The sequence below is a fragment of the Kitasatospora setae KM-6054 genome (assembly GCF_000269985.1).
Taxonomy (GTDB): Bacteria; Actinomycetota; Actinomycetes; order Streptomycetales; family Streptomycetaceae; genus Kitasatospora; species Kitasatospora setae.
On sequence record NC_016109.1, the window covers coordinates 1,305,228 to 1,323,188 of the forward strand.

6 protein-coding genes are annotated in these 17,961 nt (G+C 71.3%); 3 read left to right on the plus strand and 3 right to left on the minus strand.

Annotation, left to right across the window (positions count from 1 at the left end; genetic code table 11):
- Positions 1-203: 203 nt before the first annotated feature.
- The 3 genes from KSE_RS05755 (at position 204) to KSE_RS05765 (ending at position 11,884) form a co-directional block, all read left to right on the plus strand.
- Positions 204-4,514, plus strand: coding sequence for a LamG-like jellyroll fold domain-containing protein (locus tag KSE_RS05755; protein WP_158413050.1), 4,311 nt, complete (start codon positions 204-206; stop codon positions 4,512-4,514).
- 111 nt (positions 4,515-4,625) lie between these two features.
- Entirely contained in the window at positions 4,626-11,642 is a 7,017-nt protein-coding gene (locus KSE_RS05760; RefSeq protein WP_051055107.1) for a polymorphic toxin-type HINT domain-containing protein, read from the plus strand.
- A complete protein-coding gene (locus tag KSE_RS05765; RefSeq protein WP_014134336.1) occupies positions 11,639-11,884 on the plus strand; it encodes a DUF2283 domain-containing protein in 246 nt (81 codons plus the stop codon). Before KSE_RS05760 ends, KSE_RS05765 begins: the two co-directional genes overlap by 4 nt.
- Before the next feature lie 263 nt (positions 11,885-12,147).
- Here the strand turns inward: KSE_RS05765 and KSE_RS05770 are convergent, their stop codons facing one another.
- From KSE_RS05770 to KSE_RS05780, 3 genes are all read right to left on the minus strand, one after another.
- Entirely contained in the window at positions 12,148-12,918 is a 771-nt protein-coding gene (locus KSE_RS05770; RefSeq protein ID WP_014134337.1) for a helical backbone metal receptor, read from the minus strand.
- Between the two features lie 68 nt (positions 12,919-12,986).
- Positions 12,987-16,424: a carbohydrate binding domain-containing protein gene (locus KSE_RS41970; protein WP_014134338.1), complete on the minus strand. Its 3,438-nt coding sequence runs from the start codon at positions 16,422-16,424 to the stop codon at positions 12,987-12,989.
- Positions 16,425-16,660: 236 nt separating this feature from the next.
- On the minus strand, positions 16,661-17,902 hold the full coding sequence (locus tag KSE_RS05780; protein WP_014134339.1) for an MFS transporter: 1,242 nt from the start codon (positions 17,900-17,902) through the stop codon (positions 16,661-16,663).
- Positions 17,903-17,961: the final 59 nt, after the last annotated feature.

A 17,961-nucleotide genomic window follows, 5' to 3' on the forward strand; every position in this document is an offset into this window, starting at 1 on the left:
CATTGACACTTCATTGGGAAATCCATGATGATCCGAGCCGCATCTGATGATTGTCAGTCCCGCGGGAGTGTGACGTGCGAGAAAGATCCGTGCGGAGAGGATGGGGACGCGGGCTGACCGCGTTCCTGCTCTCCGCTGGTATGACGGCGGGGGCGTTCGGCGCTCCGGGGGCGGCGGCGTCCGGCGGTGACGGGCAGGAGCCGGTGGCCCCTCCCGTGGTGTCGGCACCCCCGACCGAGAGCGCGGAGTCGCTGGCGGTCGCCGAGGCGCAGCGGACCGGCAGGCCGGTGGAGGTCGCGGTGCTGCGCAGTGAGAACTCCGACGTGGTGGCCCAGCCCGACGGCCGGCTGCTGTCGACGACTTACGTGCGGCCCCAGCGGGTGCGCAAGGCCGGCGGCTGGGTGGACCTGGACCCGACGCTGGCGGTGCTGCCGAGCGGTGCGGTGGCGCCGAAGGCGACGACGGCCGACCTGGAGTTCTCGGGCGGCGGCAGCCAACCGCTGGTGCGGATGACCCGGGCCGGGAGGGAATTGCGGCTGGCCTGGCCGAAGGCGCTGCCGACGCCCGTGGTGGACGGCGCGACCGCGGAGTACCGCTCGGTGCTGCCCGGGGTCGACCTGCGGCTGACCGCGTCCCCGACGGGGTTCAGCCAGGTCCTGGTGGTGCACACCCCGGCGGCCGCGAAGAACCCCGAGCTGGACGCGCTCCGCCTCGGTCTGCGGGCCGACGGCCTGACGGTGCGCCAGGAGGCCGACGGTTCGCTGAAGGCGGTGGACGCGGCCGGTAGCGGCACCGTCTTCGAGACCCCCGTGCCCGTCATGTGGGACTCGGCGGCACTTCCCGCCCCGACCGCCCCGACTGCCCCGACTGCCCCGACTGCCCCGTCGACTGCCGGCCAGGACGCGAAGTCCCCGTCCGACAAGGGCCGTACGGGGAAGGACGCCGCCGAGCAGGGCACCTCCGAGAAGGACGCCCTCGAGAAGAGTGCCGCCAGGAAGGACGCGCCCGGCGAGGGCGCGAAGATGACCCGGCTGAAGGTGGGCCTGCCGAAGGACGGCATGGTCCTCGCTCCGGACCGGGCGATGCTGGACGACCCGGCCACGGTCTACCCGGTGATGATCGACCCGGCCTGGAACACCCCGGTGGCGACGGACTGGGCCGGCGTCTCGCGCACGTACCCGAACCAGACCTACTGGCACTTCACCTACGACACGTACGTGCACGACTGGGGTGTCGGCTACTGCGGCGACACCTCGCGCTGCGCGCCGCTGGACGTGAAGCGGGCGTTCTTCCAGGTCCCGAGCGACGGGTTCGTCGGGAAGCAGATCCTGAAGGCCACCTTCGGCACGTACGAGAGCCACTCGTACTCGTGCTCGGCGCGCCCGGTGGAGCTGTGGAACACCAACTACATCAACTCCGGCCTGACCTGGAACAAGCAGAACGCGGCCGGGTTCTGGAGCCGCAAGGTGCAGACCATCAACGCGGCGAAGGGCTACACCGGCTGCGGCGGCGGCTGGCTGGAGTGGGGCGGTGATGCCGATCCGGGGCTGAAGGCCCTGGTCCAGGACGCGGCGAACTGGGGCTGGCCGACCGTCACCCTCGGTCTGAAGGCGGAGAACGAGTCGGACGCGTACGGCTGGAAGCGCTTCACCGACGACGCCTACCTGCAGGTCTACTACAACGCGCGCCCGAACCAGATCTCCACCGCCGACATGGCGATATCGCCGGGTTCGGCGTGCCAGCCCCAGGCCACGAGCGTCAAGGTCAACAAGGTCCCGGAGGCCACCGTCAAGCGGGCCACCGACCCGGACGGCGAGGCGATCGGCGTCCAGTTCGCCCTGAACTGGGACGACGGCACGGGCTTCACCCGCCGCTGGTGGTCCACCGGGGCGGAGGCGACGCCGCCGTCGTCCGCGGACTTCAAGGCGTCCGGTTCGCTGTTCAGTTGGCCGCTGCCGACCACCCTGAACCTGCCGCAGAACTCCCAGATCAGCTGGGAGGCCCGGGTCTGGGACGGCTACGCCTGGAGCCCGTGGTCCTCCGAAGGGGGCGCGACGGCCTGCTACTTCAGCGTCGACAGCACCGCGCCGCCCGGCCCGGACATCAGCTCGCCGATCTTCCCGGGCTCCACCAGCTCCGGCGCGTCCCTGCCCTGGAGCGACGGCGTGGGCCGGACCGGCGGCTTCACCGTGAAGTCGTCCTCCACCGACGTGGTCAGGTACGAGTGGGGCCTGGACACCTCCCCGTCCCCCGGCAACAAGGTGACCACCAGCGGCGGCGCGGCGCAGACCATCACGGTCCAGCCCCAGACGCCGGGACTGCACACGCTCTCGGTGCGGGCCGTCGACGGCGCCGGCAACGTCTCGGTGCCCACGACGTACTACTTCAACGTGCTCAGCGGGCAGCCGCAGCGCTCCGGCTGGGCCATGGCGGAGAGTTCCGGAACCACACTGGCCGGCACCGGCGGCAGCTACACGCTGACCTCCTCGTCGGGTGTGACCGTCGGCGCGGCCGGGCACACCGGTGAGGCGATCAGCATGGACGGCACGACCTCCGTGGGCGGCTCGCCCAACGGCTACGCCGAGACCCGCGGCACGGTGCTCGACACCACCAGGGGCTTCACCGTCTCGGCCTGGGTCAACCTCACCGAGGGCACCCGCAACCGGACCGCGGTCAGCCAGATCGGCACCCACATGAGCCGCTTCGCCCTGGGCATGATGAACGACCAGTGGCGGATGTGGACCACCGACAAGGACGCCGAGGGCTTCGCCTTCCAACTGGCCTCCTCCACCGCACCGGTGGTGTACGGGCAGTGGACCCACCTGACCGGCGTGTACGACCCCGCCGCCCAGACGTACACCCTGTACGTCAACGGCGTGGCCGGCACCCCGGTCGCCTCCGCCGCCGCCTGGCAGTCCAGCGGCCCGCTGGAGATCGGCCGCTCCAAGTACCGCGGCGCGATGACCGACCCGTGGAAGGGCTCGGTCGACGACGTCAAGGTCTGGGACCGCGCGCTGGGCGCCGCCGACGTCGCCCGGGTCGCCACCGACCAGCCGGTCACCACCGGCCGGGGCGCCAAGGCGGCCTGGAGCTTCGACGGGACCGCCGCCAATCCGGTCGGCGCGGGCGAGGCCGACGCCCTGACGCTCTCCGGCGGCGCGCTGCCCGGCCAGACCGGTCCGGTCGGCAAGGCGGTGCACTTCGACGGTGTGGACGACTACGCCCGGGGCACCCGTCCGCAGGTCGACGGCAGCCGGGACTTCTCCGTCTCGGCCTGGGTCAGGCTGTCCAAGCCGGCCGCGGGCGACACCGCCGCCAAGGTCGCGGTCAGCCAGACCGGCCAGTACGCCGGCGAGTTCACGCTGTACTACTCCACCGCCTGGAACCAGTGGGTCTTCGGCCGCTACAAGGAGGACAGCCTCACCAGCACCCTGGTGAGCGCCCGGCAGCCCGACTGCGCGCCCGGCACCGTGACCAACGGCGTGCCGTGCTTCGCCGGCGCGACCGACGAGTGGGTGCACCTGATCGGGGTCAGCGACAGCGTCGCGAAGAAGACCCGGCTCTACGTCAACGGCTATCCGGTCGGCGAGTCCGACTACACCCAGACCGCGCCCTGGGCCGCCCCCGGCCCGGTCCAGCTCGGCGCGGGCAGCCGCTCGAACCAGAACCTGGAGTACTTCAAGGGCGACATCGGCGAAGTACGGCTCTACGACCGGGTGGTGACCTCGGCCGAGGCCGCCGCGATGGTCCAGCAGAATCCGCAGCTGATCGGCCGCTGGAAGCTCGACAGCGCCACCGGCACCCCCGCCACCGCTCCCGAGGACCTGCTGCCCGGCGCGGGCGCGACCCTCGGCGGCGACGCCGCGATCCACTCCGGCGGCGGGATCCTGACCCCCGGCGGCACCCTGGCCCTCGACGGGAGCGGTGACTACGCGGCCACCGGCACCCTGCCGCTGCACACCAACCAGAGCTTCACGCTCGCCGGCTGGGTGAACACCGCCGGCGTCCCCGACCGGGACATGACCGTCCTGTCGGTCGCCGGAACGAACAACAGCGCGGTGGTGCTGCGCTGGCACTCCAAGGGCCTGAACGCCGACTACGAGCCGTACGGCGAATGGCAGGCCGAGGTCCGCGACGGGGACGGCAGCGGTGCCGTCCGCACCACCGCCACCCACAGCCGGGGCAGCCAGCGCGGCGGCTGGATCCACCTCGCGGTGACCTACGACGCGTTCACCGACCGGCTGGTGCTGTACGTCAACGGCGTCCCGCAGAACCAGACCTGCGCCGGCACCCCGACGGACTGCGTCCCGTACGCCTCCGACATCGGTGCCCCGCAGCCCTACGAGGGCGGTGGCGCGCTGCAGTTCGGCCGCTCGCGGCAGGGCGGCGGCTGGGCGGAGGACCTGTCCGGCGAGCTGGACGACGTCTGGGCCTTCCAGAACGCCCTGACGGTGACGCAGGTCCTGAAGCTCGCCGCCGGCGGGAACGCGCTGGACAGCCGTACCGGCATCTGACACCCCATCGATCACCGCGGGCCGGACGGGCGAACCCCCGTCCGGCCCGCGGTCCCCACGCTCCCGCCCGGACCGTCCGGGCGGGCTGGTCCGACGAGGAACCCACACGTGATGAGATCAGGAAGGTCCGTCGCCCGGCGGGCCCGGGGCAGGACGTCCGCGGTCATCGCGGCCACCCTGCTCGGGTCGCTGCTGCCGACGCTCCCGATGGCGGCCGCCGCGGCGGCCGGCTACCAGAAACCCTCGGCGGTCTCCCCCGAGAAGCCGGTCAAGGGCTCCGACGCCAGGACCAAGGACCGCAAGGCCGACACCACCGTCAGCAAGACGGACGGCCGGAAGGGCCTGCTGCCCGGCAAGGGCGGCGCCACCCTGGACCTTCCCGGTGAGCGCGGCAGGGCGGTGAAGGCCGGCGCACTGCCCGTCGCACTGACGTCCTCCGGCACGGCCGCCAAGGGCGCCCGGGTCGAACTGCTCGGCCAGGACGCCGCCGCGAAGGCCGGCGTCAACGGCCTGCTGTTCACCGTGGCGGGCGCGGGCGACGGCACCGGCGTGTCGGTCGACTACTCCGCCTTCACGCAGGCGGCGGGCTCCGGCTTCGGCTCCCGGCTGAAGCTGGTCCGGCTGCCCGACTGCGCGCTGACCACGCCCGAGCTGGCCGAGTGCCGGACGCAGACCCCGCTGCCCGGCGGCAACGACACCGAGGCGCAGACCGTCAGTGCCGAGGCGCTGACCGCGGCCCCGGCCGGGTCGACCCGGATCCAGGCCGCCGGCGGTGCGGCGGTGCTGGCGGCGACGGCCGGACCGGCCGGGCCCGGCGGGGACTACAAGGCGACGCCCCTGTCGAGCGCCTCGTCCTGGTCGACCTCGCTGAACAACGGTTCGTTCACCTGGTCGTACAGCATGCCGCTGTCCTCGATGCCGGGCGGGCTCACTCCCAGCATCGGCCTGTCGTACAACTCGGGTTCGGTGGACGGCCGCACCTCCAACAGCAACAACCAGTCGGCGTGGGCCGGCGACGGCTTCGACATCTCGCCCGGGTTCGTCGAACGCTCCTACAAGCCGTGCGCGGACGACGGCGCGCCGAAGTCCAACGGCTACAGCCCCGGTGACCAGTGCTGGGGCACCGACAACGCGACCATCAGCTTCGCCGGGCACTCGGGCGAGCTGATCCCGGTCTCCGCCGACGAGTGGCGGATCAAGAACGACGACGCCACCAAGGTCGTCCGGGTCCGCGACGGCGCGCGCGGCAACGGCGACAACGACGGCGAGTACTTCAAGGCCACCACCCCCGACGGCACCACCTACCACTTCGGCTACAACCGCCTCCCCAACTGGACCAGCGGCCAGCCGGAGACCAAGTCGGTCTACACCGTGCCCGTCTTCGGCAACAACGCGGGCGAGCCGTGCAACGGCGCGAACTTCGCCGCGTCCTGGTGCCAGCAGGGCTGGCGGTGGAACCTCGACCTGGTGGTCGACGCCCACGGCAACGACATCACCTACTGGTACGCCCCCGAGACCAACAACTACAGCCGCAACCTCAACCCCGCCAACCGCACCCCGTACGTCCGCGGCGGGCACCTGGACCACATCGAGTACGGCCAGCAGAAGACCGACCTCTACTCCGCCACCGTCAAGCCGACGGGCCGGGTCGACTTCGCCACCGCCGAGCGCTGCCTGGAGACCACGGCCGGGGTCTGCGACGCGGCCGCGATCGACACCAACCACCAGTACTGGTACGACACCCCGTGGGACCAGATCTGCAAGGACGGCACCGACTGCACCGCGCAGTTCTCGCCGACCTTCTTCGGCCGCACCCGGCTCACCCAGGTCGTCGCCAAGACCCTCCAGGCCAACGGCGCCTACGCGCCCATGGACACCTGGGACCTGGCGTACAAGTGGGGCACCGCCGACTTCGACTACCAGCTGCTGCTGAGCACGATCAAGCACACCGGCTCCTCCGCCACCCCCGCGATCCCGCTGCCCCCGACCGCCCTCGCCTACAAGGCGATGGTCAACCGGCTCGACCGGACCGGCGACGGCCGGATGCCCTTCGTCAAGCAGCGCCTGGGCACCGTCACCGACGAGTACGGCGGCCAGATCGACGTCAACTACTCGGCAGAAGCCTGCGACTGGGCCGCCCTGCCGACCCCGCAGAGCAATACCACCCGCTGCTTCCCGCAGATGTACCAGGCCGCCGACACGGACCCGGTCACCACCGAGTGGTTCAACAAGTACGTCGTCGAGTCGGTCCTCGGCACCGACCGCACCGGCGGCGCCCCCACCATGGTCACCCGCTACACCTACCTCGGTGACGCCGCCTGGCACTTCGACGACGAGGACGGCCTGACCAAGGAGAAGTTCAAGACCTGGTCCCAGTGGCGCGGTTACGCCCACGCCCGGGTGCAGACCGGCGGCGTGGACGGCATGGCCACCCAGGCCGACCACTGGTTCCTGCGCGGCATGGACGGCGACCGCAGCAGCCCGACCGACAAGAACGCCAAGCGCGCCGTCACCGTCGACGACGGCGAGGGCACCACTCTCACCGACGACCAGGCGTGGGCCGGCGTCGAGTACCGCGTCGAGCAGTACGACAAGCCCGGCGGCGTCGTCATCGGCAAGACCGTCAACACCCCGTGGAAGAAGCAGACCGCCGTACGCGTCCGCGACTGGGGCACCACCACCGCCAACATGTCGGGCGTCAGCACCTCCCGGGCGTTCACCTCGCTCGACAAGGGCGCCGGCGCGTCCTGGCGCGAGACCCGCACCACCACCGTCTTCGACGACTACAGCCGACCGGTGGCGGTGGACAGCTTCGGCGACGTCTCGACCGGCGCCGACGACAAGTGCACCCGGACCACGTACGCCGACAACACCGCGCTGTGGATCCTCTCCGGCACCATCCGCACCGAGACGGTCGCGGCGAACTGCGCGGCGACCGTCAACCGCGACACCCAGGCCGACGACACCTCCGCGGTCCTGTCCGACACCCGCTACCGCTACGACGGCCAGGCGTACGGCGCCGCCCCGGTCAAGGGCGACGCGACGCTGACCCAACTGCTCAAGACCCGGACCGGGAACAGCGCCACCTACCTGGACAACGCCGCGACCTTCGACAAGTACGGCCGCACGCTGACCTCCACCGAGGCCGCGTCCAGCACGGTCTACGACCTCTCCGGCACGACCGCGACCACCACCGCCTCCGGCACCGCGCTGACAACCACCACGGCGTACCAGCCGGCCACCGGCCGACCGGTCAAGGTCACGATCACCTCGCCGCCCGCGAAGGCCGGCGTCAGTAGCACCGCCGCGGTCTCCAGCACCACCTACGACCAGCTGCGCGGCCTGCCCACCAGCAGCTCCGACGCCAACAGCCGCCGCACCGACGTCAGTTACGACGCGCTCGGCCGCACCCTGAAGGTCTGGCTGCCGAACCGCTCCAAGGCGGACGGAGAACTCCCGAACCAGGAGTACGGCTACAGCGTCGCCGACGGGCAGATCTCCGCCGTCGCCGACAAGACCCTCAACGAGGACGGCAGCCAGCAGACCTCCTACACCCTGTACGACGGCTTCGGCCGGACCCGGCAGACCCAGTCGCCCGGCGACAGCGGCGGCCGGATCCTCACCGACACCTTCTACGACGCCCGCGGCCAGGCCGCCCTGTCCTACGCCGCCTACTACGCCACCGGCGCCCCGTCCGCGACACTGCGCAACGTCGACGACACCACCGGCGTCGAAACCCAGGTCAAGCAGGAGTTCGACGGCCTCGGACGGGTCGTCAAGTCCACCGCCCTGGCCGGCAACGGCGTCGGCACCCCGCTGGCCACCACGCTCACCGAGTACGGCGGCGACCGGGTCACCGTGACCCCGCCGGCCGGCGGCACCCCCACCACCACCCTCACCGACGCGCTCGGGCAGACCACCGAGCTGCGCCAGTACAAGTCCGCGACGCCAACCGGCGCCTACGACTCCACCACCTACGGCTACGACGCCAAGGGCTACCTCAACCGGCTGACCGGACCGTCCGGCACCACCTGGACCTGGCTCCACGACAGGTTCGGACGGCTGACCAAGGCCGTCGACCCCGACAGCGGCACCACCCTGTCGACCTACAACGACCGCGGCGAGCTGGTCACCAGCACCAGCGCGCGCGGCCAGACCGTCGCGAACCTCTACGACAACCTGTCCCGCCTGGTGGAGACCCGTGACGGCTCCCCCACCGGCCCGCTGCTGACCTCGCAGACCTGGGACCCGACCGGCGAGAAGGGCGCACTGGCCTCCAGCTCGCGCTACGTCACCGTCGGCGCCAAGACCTGGGAGTACAAGACCACGTACGCGGTCTTCGACTCGCTCGGCCGCCCCAACAGCACCACCGTCACCGTGCCGGCCGTCCCCGGACAGGAGGCCCTGGCCGGAGACTACGTCAGCACCGTCGGCTACCGCCTCGACGGCCAGCCGCAGAGCGTGACCTACCCCAAGGCGGGCAGTCTGCCCGGCGAGGCGGTCGTCTTCGGCTACGACGGCCTGCACCGGCCCACCACCATCGAGGGCCTGACCAAGTACCAGACCGGCCAGACCTACAGCCTCACCGGCAAACCACTGCAGGCCACGTTCAGCAACGGCACCGCCGACAAGCAGGTCTACGTCACCAACTCCTACGAGTGGGGCACCCAGCGCCTCGCCTCCAGCCGCACCGACCGGTACGGCGTCGCCACCCCCGTCCGAGCCGCCGCCTACACCTACGACCAGGCCGGCAACGTCACCTCCGTCACCGACACCTCCGCGGCCGGCACCGACCGCCAGTGCTTCGGCTACGACTACCTGGCCCGCCTGACCCAGGCCTACACCCCCAACACCGGCAGCTGCACCGCCCCCAGCGGCACCCAGCTCGGCGGCCCCGCCCCCTACTGGACCAGCTGGACCTACAACACCAACGGCACCCGGGCCACCGAGACCCGCCACAACACCAGCGGCAACACCGCCCAGGACGCCACCACCACCTACACCTACCCCGCCAACCGCCCGCACGCCCTCACCTCCACCTCCACCACCACCGGCGCCCTCGGCACCCCCGTCGTGGAGAGCTACGGCTACGACGCGTCGGGCAACACCACCACCCGCACCCTCAAACCCTCCGGCAACCAGACCAGCGACCAGACCCTCACCTGGAACACCGAGGGCAAGCTCAGCCAACTCGCCGCCACGGTCAAGACCACCACCGGCTCCACCACCACGACCACCACCCAGACCACCGACTACCTCTACGACGCCGACGGCAGCCGCCTCATCGGCCACACCCTCGACACCGCCAACCCGGCCGCCGAGAACTGGACCCTCTACCTCGGCGCCACCGAACTCAAGCTCACCAAGGGCGCCGGCACGGCCACCGCCACCCGCTACTACTCCCTCGGCGACGCCACCGCCGTCCGCACCGACGACAACAGGCTCACCTTCCAGACCGCGGACCACCACGGCACCGCCGAAACCGACATCGACGCCACCACCGGCACCGTCCAGCAACGCCGCACCCTGCCCTTCGGCGCCACCCGCGGCACCACCCCCACCGGCTGGTCCGGCACCCGCGGCTTCCTCGGCGGCACCGACGAACCCACCGGCCTCACCCACCTAGGAGCCCGCGACTACGACCCCGCCACCGGACGCTTCACCAGCGTCGACCCCCTGCTGGTCACCGAGGACCCGCAGTCCCTCGCCGCCTACACCTACGCCAACAACAACCCGCTGACCATCAGCGACCCCACCGGCCTCTACGGCCCCTACTGCGTCACCCAGAGCTGCGTCGACGCCACCGGCGGCAGCGGCACCCCCGCCACCCACGACCCGGGCGCGAAGAAGGACGGCAACGGCCTCATCCCGCCGGCCCCCTCCCCCACGGGCACGACCGGGTCGACGTACTCGACGACCTACGTCCAGATCAGCTCCACGGTCTTCGTCGAGGACAACGGCAACGGGCTCACCGACCAACTGGCCAAGTGGTACAAGGATTTGGTCCTCAGCGACCCCAACGGCGGCTGGACTCAGTTCAACGTCGCACCGCAGTGGGACGTCAAGCAGTACTGGTACAAGCTCTGCGAGAACCCGGATGCCCACTGCAGCAAGCAACTCATGGAGGCGCTCGGGGCAAACCAGGTGATGAACTCCTGGGTCCAGGAGGGGGTGATCTCCGGCGGCGCGTCCTTCCTCTTCGTCAGGTCATGTGCCTTCTACGACGGCGGGTGCGGACTGGCCACAGCGGCGATCAGTTACTCCCTGGAGGAAGGACCGTCGCCCTTCGGCGGGGAGAACGCCTCAGTTCCGGGGAGCCTCATCACGTCGGGGTCGACCGGTACGACGCTTTTCACCTTCCCCGGTTGTGCCAACAGCTTCCCCGCAGGCACCCAAGTCCTCATGGCAGACGGGTCGACGAAGTCCATCGATCAGCTTGAGATCGGCGACCTGGTCGTGGCAACCGATCCGGAAGGGAGAATCACCGATTCTGCGGAGGTCGACGCAACGATCTCCACTGCAGACGACAGCGAATTCACCGACCTGACGATCGATGCCGCCCCTGACGGGTCGGCTACCATCACCTCCACGGCGCACCACCCGTACTGGGATGCGACCACCGGCCATTGGGTACTTGCGACCGACCTGGAACCCGGGGAGCAATTGCTCACCGCCGACGGTCGGACCGTCACCATCACGACGGCGTCCACAGAGCAGAGGACTCCACAGACTGCGTACAACCTCACGATCAGGGGTATCCACACCTACTATGTGCTGGCCGGGGGCACTCCGGTGCTCGTGCACAATGCGTGCGGCGACACCACTCACGCGGCCTCCTGCTACTGCAACTGGGGTGAGGAGGTCATCCTCCGCCCGATCCCCCCGAAGGAGGCGCAGCAGACTGGGCACTCCCTGCAACGCATGGATGGCCGCGAAGTCTCGGATGAGCAGATCCAAAAAACTCTTCAGAGGGAATCATTTCCCTACTACCACGAGGGCCAGTGGAAAGTGGGGCACTTCGACCCGACGACCGGAACATTTGTAGGGAAGACAATTGATGGGAATATCAATACGGTGATCGTCACGAACCAGGCCTACGTCGACAGACTCAAGAAGGTAAAGCCATGAAACCCCTGAAGGTAACCTACGACGGGGAAGCCAATGCGGCCTACATCTACCTCACCGACCCCCAGGTCCAACCCAAGTCGGCATACACGTACCCTTGTGACCCGATAGCGGTTGACGGCATGATCAACCTGGACTTCGACCGGAGCGGAGTACTCATCGGAATCGAGGTGCTGGCGGCCGACTCAAAACTCCCACCATTCCTGCTCGAATCCGCGGAGCGCATCGACCGAAAAGGTTCGTGACGCAACTAACGAGCCCCCACGGCTGACCCTCTTGGATCCGGAAGGCCGCGCTCGGCGGCGTGAGACCGATGCGGCCCGTCCGCGGCAGCGTCGAAGCTGCGCGGATTCCTGATCGAGACGGCGGAGAAACCGAAGTAGAGCTGTCCGAGCCCCCCGCAAGGGGCTCGGACAGCTCTCCTGGAAGCGCGTCGGCCCGGCTCTCTCCTGAAGACGGCGTCGGTGCCCCTCGGGATACCCTGAGGGCACCGACGCCGCGCCGCGCCTCAGCCCCGGAGCTGCGCACCGAGGACGGCCGGGGCCTCGGCCAGGGAGGGGCCGTACCAGGTGAGGTGGCGGCCGCTCAGCAGGGTGTGCGGGAGGGTGGGGAAGGCGTCGGGGCCGTCGGTGGGGGTGAAGTGGTAGGGCTCGTCGGGGAGGAGGAGCAACTCGGGTTGCAGGGCGTGGAGTTCGGGGAGGGTGAGGCGGGGGTAGCGGTCGGGGTGGGCGGCGGGGAGGAGGTGGACGCCGAGGCGGCGGAGCAGGTCGGCGGCGAAGGTGTCCTGGCCGAGGACCATCCAGGGGCGGCGCCAGATCGGGGCGATCGCGCGGACGGGGCGGGGCGGCGGCGGGAAGTCCCAGGCTCGGCGGGCGGCCACCAGCCAGTCGGGGGGCGGGAGTTGCAGGGCGTCGACGAGCAGTCGGCGGAGCGATTCGAGGGCCTGGTCGAGGTCGCGGATCCGGGTGGTCCAGACCGGGATGCCGGCGGCGCGCAGGGCGGCCAGGTCGGGGGCCCGGTTCTCCTCCTCGTTGGCGATGACCAGGTCGGGCCGGAGGGCGTAAATCGCCTGCGGCGAAGGGTTCTTGGTGCCGCCGATCCGGGCGGCGTCGAGCTCGGCGGGGTGGCTGCACCAGTCGGTGGCGCCGACCACCAGCCCGGGGGCGGTGGCGGCGACGGCTTCGGTGAGGGAGGGGACGAGGGAGACGACCCGCCGGACGGCGGCCGGCAGGCGTACGGGGTGGCCTTCGTCGTCGGTCAGGTGTCGGGGCGCGTCCATGCCGGGAACGCTAGCAGCGGCCGCCGGGGCGTACCCGGCGGCCGCGGCCGGCGCGTGCGGACGGCGCGTTACTTCAGGTACGGGCCGTCGGTGCCGATCTTGCCCGGGGCGGCGTTCTTGCCGCCCAGGTCGAGGACGTAGACCCGCAGGTTGCCCTTGCCGGGGGCGGCGACGGACAGCGTGCCGTTGGTGACGGTGCGGACGTCGCCGGTGACGGCGTCCTGGTAGGTGCCGTTGGGGATGCCGGTGTAGGTGGCGGCGTCGGTGACGGTGACCAGGGCGAAGGAGTCGGTGCCGGTGGCGGCGTCGGTGTAGCGGCGTTTGAAGGAGATGCCGCCGCTGACGCCCTCGGTGGAGTACTGGCCCATCTGCAGGGCGGGGATCGCCCGGCGGATCTGGTTGAGCCGCTGCACCTGCTTGACCAGCGGCTGCTGGAGCGTGGTGGCGACCGCGCCGTCCGCCGCCGAGACCACCGAGAAGTCACTGGCCGTCACGTTGCCGGCGATCTTGTCGCCGTAGTAGGCGCGGCCGGTGGTGGCGAGCGGGCAGGACGGGCCGCAGTCGATCTGCTTTCCGGCCTGGAACTCGATCTCGGAGCCGTAGTAGAGGGTGGGGATGCCGCGGAAGGTCCACATCAGCGCCATGTTCTCGGCCCAGGCGTCCGTCCCGCCGGCGTAGCGCACGTTGGACTTGTTCGGCCCGTAGTCGTGGCTGTCGACGTACACCACGTTGTAGGTGGCGTCGTTGGTGGAGTCGTCGGAGTCCTTGCCGTTGCCGAACGCGTTGTGCGCGTCGCCGAAGTTCATGTGCATCCGCATGTCGATGATGTTCATGCCGGAGGACTTCGAGTGGTCGGGCGCGTGGTAGGTGTTGCCGTCCAGGAAGGCGTTGGCGGACGTCGGCTGGTTGCCGGTGCCCAGCTGCTCCTCGTAGGTGTACTGGTCGAGCGCGGCCTGCACGTCGTCCGCGGTGTAGTCCTTGCGCTCCTTCCAGGTGTAGAACTGCGCGGAGTGGTTGACCGAGCCGCGGTTCCACTTGTCGTTGACGAACGCGGCGACCTCGCCGAAGACGAAGAAGTTGCGCGCCTTGGCCGCGCCCCAGTCCTGGGTGACCCGCTGCTGGATGGCCGGCAGGAAGCGCCGGTTCCAGGTGACGCGCGGGATGTGCACGGCGGTGTCGACCCGGAAGCCGTCCACGCCCATGTCGATGTACTTGTCGTACGCGCCGATCAGGTAGTTCTGGACGTCGGCGTTCTCGGTGTTGAAGTCGGCCAGGTCGTCGGCGAGCCAGCAGGAGCGGGAGTCCTCGCCCTCCCAGTTGCCGATCCAGCAGGTGTGGTAGTAGCGGGACGGGAACATGCCGGAAGTCGGGCTCGGCCACTGGCAGTTGTAGATGGTGTAGCCCTCGGGGCTCTTGTACTGGGTCGGGTTGCCCCAGCCGACGCAGGTCTGCCCGGCGGGCTGGGTGGTCGACCACAGGTCGCCGTTGTAGTACGACTTGCCGCTCTTCGGCTCGACGGTCAGGCCGTCGTACTCGAAGCCGGCCTGCTTCTCGTCGTAGTACCAGGACCACTGCGCGTCCCGGACGCCGTACACGGTCGGCACGTACAGGCCCTTGGCGCCCCAGCGGGAGCTGTGGTTGTAGACCACGTCCTGGTAGATCTTGATGCCCTTGGCGTGGGCCGCGTTGATCAGGTCCTGGTAGGAGGCGCCGGCCGACTCCAGCCGCGGGTCGACCTTGTAGAAGTCGTAGCCGTGGTAGCCGTGGTAGTCGTAGTCGGAGCGGTTCAGCACCACCGGGGTGATCCAGATCGCCGAGAAGCCGAGGCCCTTGACGTAGTCGAGCTTCTGCACCAGGCCCTTGAAGTCGCCGCGGAACATCGGGTCGTTGTTCGCCGCGTTGCCGGACTTCACGTCCTGGTTGCCGCCCCGGTCGTTGGAGGAATCGCCGTCGTAGAAGCGGGCGGTGAGCACGAAGTAGATCGGGTCCTTGCGCGGGTCGGTGCCGATCATCTCCCCGGCCTTGGCGGCCGGCGGCGCGTCCCCGGTGGTGGCCACGGCGGCGGCGGAGACGGCGGAGACGTTCCCGGCCGCGTCCAGCGCCTTCACGGTGTAGGTGTAGACGGTGCGCGGCTCCAGGCCGGTGTCCGCGTACACGGTCGAGCCGACGTTGATCACCGAGGCGCCCTTGCTGCCACCGCTGCGGGTCACCTGGTAGCCCGTCACCCGGGTGTCGTCGGTGGACGGCTCCCAGGTCAGCACGATCGAGGTGTCGGTCGCGGAGGCGCTCACCGCGCCCGGCACGCTCGGCGCGGTGGTGTCCGGCACGACCGCCGCGCACGGGTCGGTGGCGTTCGCGATCACCTTGCTGTTCTGGACGATCGAGACGCCCTTGGGCACGACGTAGTTGGCGCCGTTGTTGTTGTCCCAGGTGCCCAGGCCGTTGTTGAACGTCGCCGCCATGGTGGCCGCGGATCCCAGGTCGACGGTGCGCTTGAACCAGCCCGGACAGGCCGCCTGCATCCCGACGCCGGGCACCGCCGTCCACGCCCCGCCCGCCGGGGCGTAGTGCAGGTTGACGATGCTCCAGCCGACCACGGCGGTCGAGTAGAACACGGTGGCGCTGTTCCCGGCCGGCGTGCCGCCACTCGCCGACGGGGACGGGGACGGGGACGGGGACGCGCTGGCGCTCGGGGTCGGAGTCGGGCTCGGGGTGTCGGTGGCGCACGGCGCGGTGCTGCCGACGACGCCGTCCCTGACCGTCGCCACGCCCGCCCCGAGGGCGTAGTTCCTGCCGCCGTTGTTGTCCCAGGTACCGGAGCCGTTGGTGAACGTCGCCTGCAGGCCGGTCGCGCCGCCCAGCGGGACGGTCTTCTTCACCCAGTCCGTGCAGGCCGGCTCCATCGCCACGCCCGGCGCCGTCGTCCAGGTGCCGCCGTTGGGGGCGTAGTGCAGGTCGTAGGCCGACCAGTTGCGGGTCTTGGTGTAGTAGTAGACGGTCGCGCTCGCACCGGTCGACGACGGGCTCGGCGTCGGACTGGGGCTGGAACTCGGGCTGCCGGTACCGCCGTTGTCGGTGCCGCAGGGGTCGCTGTGGGCGACCACGCCGTCCTTGACCACCACGGTGCCGGTCCCGAGGGCGTAGTTCTTGCCGCCGTTGTTGTCCCAGGTGCCGGAGCCGTTGGTGAACGTCGCCTGCAGGCCGGTCGCGCTGCCCAGGTCGACGGTCTTCTTCACCCAGTCGGTGCAGGCCGCCTGCATGGCGGTGCCCGGCACGGTGGTCCAACTGCCGCCGTCCGGGGCCCAGTGCAGGTCGTACGCCGACCAGTTGCGGGTCTTGGTGTAGTAGAAGACGGTGGCGGTGTTGCCGCCGGCCGCCGTGGTGTCGGTCGCCGCGCTCGCGGTGACGCCGAACTGAGCCGTGGACAGCAGGCTCGCGGTGAGTGCCGCCGCCGCTGTCAGTACGGCGGCGATGGGGCGCCGCCGGTGCCGTGCTCGTCTGGTCAAGGGAGTGTCCCTCGGTACTGGGGCCGCGGGCGGTGGGGAACTGCCTCGCGGCAGGGGAATGGGTGGGGGTGCTTGCGCAAGTACATGCAAGAACTTCCAGGAGGTTACTGAGGCATGACCGGGCTGTAAAGACTCCTTGACCTCACCCGCCTGTGGGCACAGCAGGGCGAATCCGCCCACCCGACCGAAAAATCTTTCTGCAAGGACCGCCCGCCGCGCGGGAGTTGCGCCAGTCCTCAGCGGCGTCCGCTGCCAGTCAGGGCCGCCGCGGTGGCGGCGAGGGCGGTCAGCAGGGCGCAGGCGAGCAGGGCGGACGGGGTGCCGAGGAGGCCGGCCAGGGCGCCCCAGGCCGGGGTGGCGAGGGCCAGGGCCGCGCTCTGGGCGAAGGTCAGCAGGGACTGCACCCGGGCGAGGTGGGAGAGCGGGGCGGCGGCCAGGACGGCCGGGCCCAGGTGGGCGGCGAAGAGGCTCGAACCGGCGCCGACCGCCGTCGCGGCCGCGACCGCGGTGGCCGGGGCGGCGGCGAGGGCGAGGACGGCGCTGCCGAGGGCGGCGGCGAGCAGGCCGAGGGCGGCACCGCGACCGGGACGGCGCAGCGTGCCCAGCCGGGCCGCGGCCAGGGCGGCCGCCAGCGTGCCGACGGCCTGGCCCGCCGCGACCGCCCCGGCGGCCGCCGCGCCCCAGCCGCGTTCGCGGACCAGCAGCGGGGCGAGCAGCGCGACCACCGGCAGCACCCCGGCGGCGGCGACGGCGGCCAGCCCGACCGCGGCCCGCAGTGCCCCGTCCCGGCGCACCACCCGTACGCCGTCGGCCACCGCCGCGAACAGCCCGCCGGGGGCGTGGGCGGGGGGAAGGGTCGCGGCCGGGCGGATCCGGAGGGTCACGGCGAGGACGGCCGCGAAGGTCGCCGCGTCGGCCAGCGCGGTGCCGGCCAGCCCGGTGGCGCCGACCAGCAGGGCGCCCAGCGGCGCCCCGAGCAGGACGGCCGCCTGGCCGCCGGCCTGGCGCAGGGCCAGCGCGCGGGGCAGCTGGGCCGGGGCGACCAGGAGGCGCGGCAGGGCGCCGCTCGCGGGGAGTTGGAGGGCGTCGACGGTGCCGAGCAGCAGCGCGAAGCCGAGCAGCGTCCAGGGGGTGCGGCCCGCCGTCCGGTCGGCGGCGAGGGTGGCGGCGAGCGCGAGGACGGCCAGCAGCATCGCGGCGTCCCCGGCCAGCGCCGCCCGCCGGGGCCCGATCCGGTCCGCGACGGCCCCGCCCAGCGGCAGCAGGAGGGTGCGCGGCAGTGTGGTCCCGGCCAGGACCAGCCCGGCCGCCGTCCCGCCGTGCCCCGCCGCGGCCCACCCGAGGGCCCAGCCGAGCGCGGCGTCGCCGACCGCCGAGACGCGGGTGCCCGCGAGCCACCACAGGTACGCCCGGGGCAGTCGGCCCGGGCCGGCGGCGGGTGCGGGGTGGGCGGGGCGTGCGGTGGCGGCGGTTCTCATGGCGGCCGACGGTAGGGGGCTCGACCTGGTCGAGGGCAAGGCCGGGACATGCGGCGGGC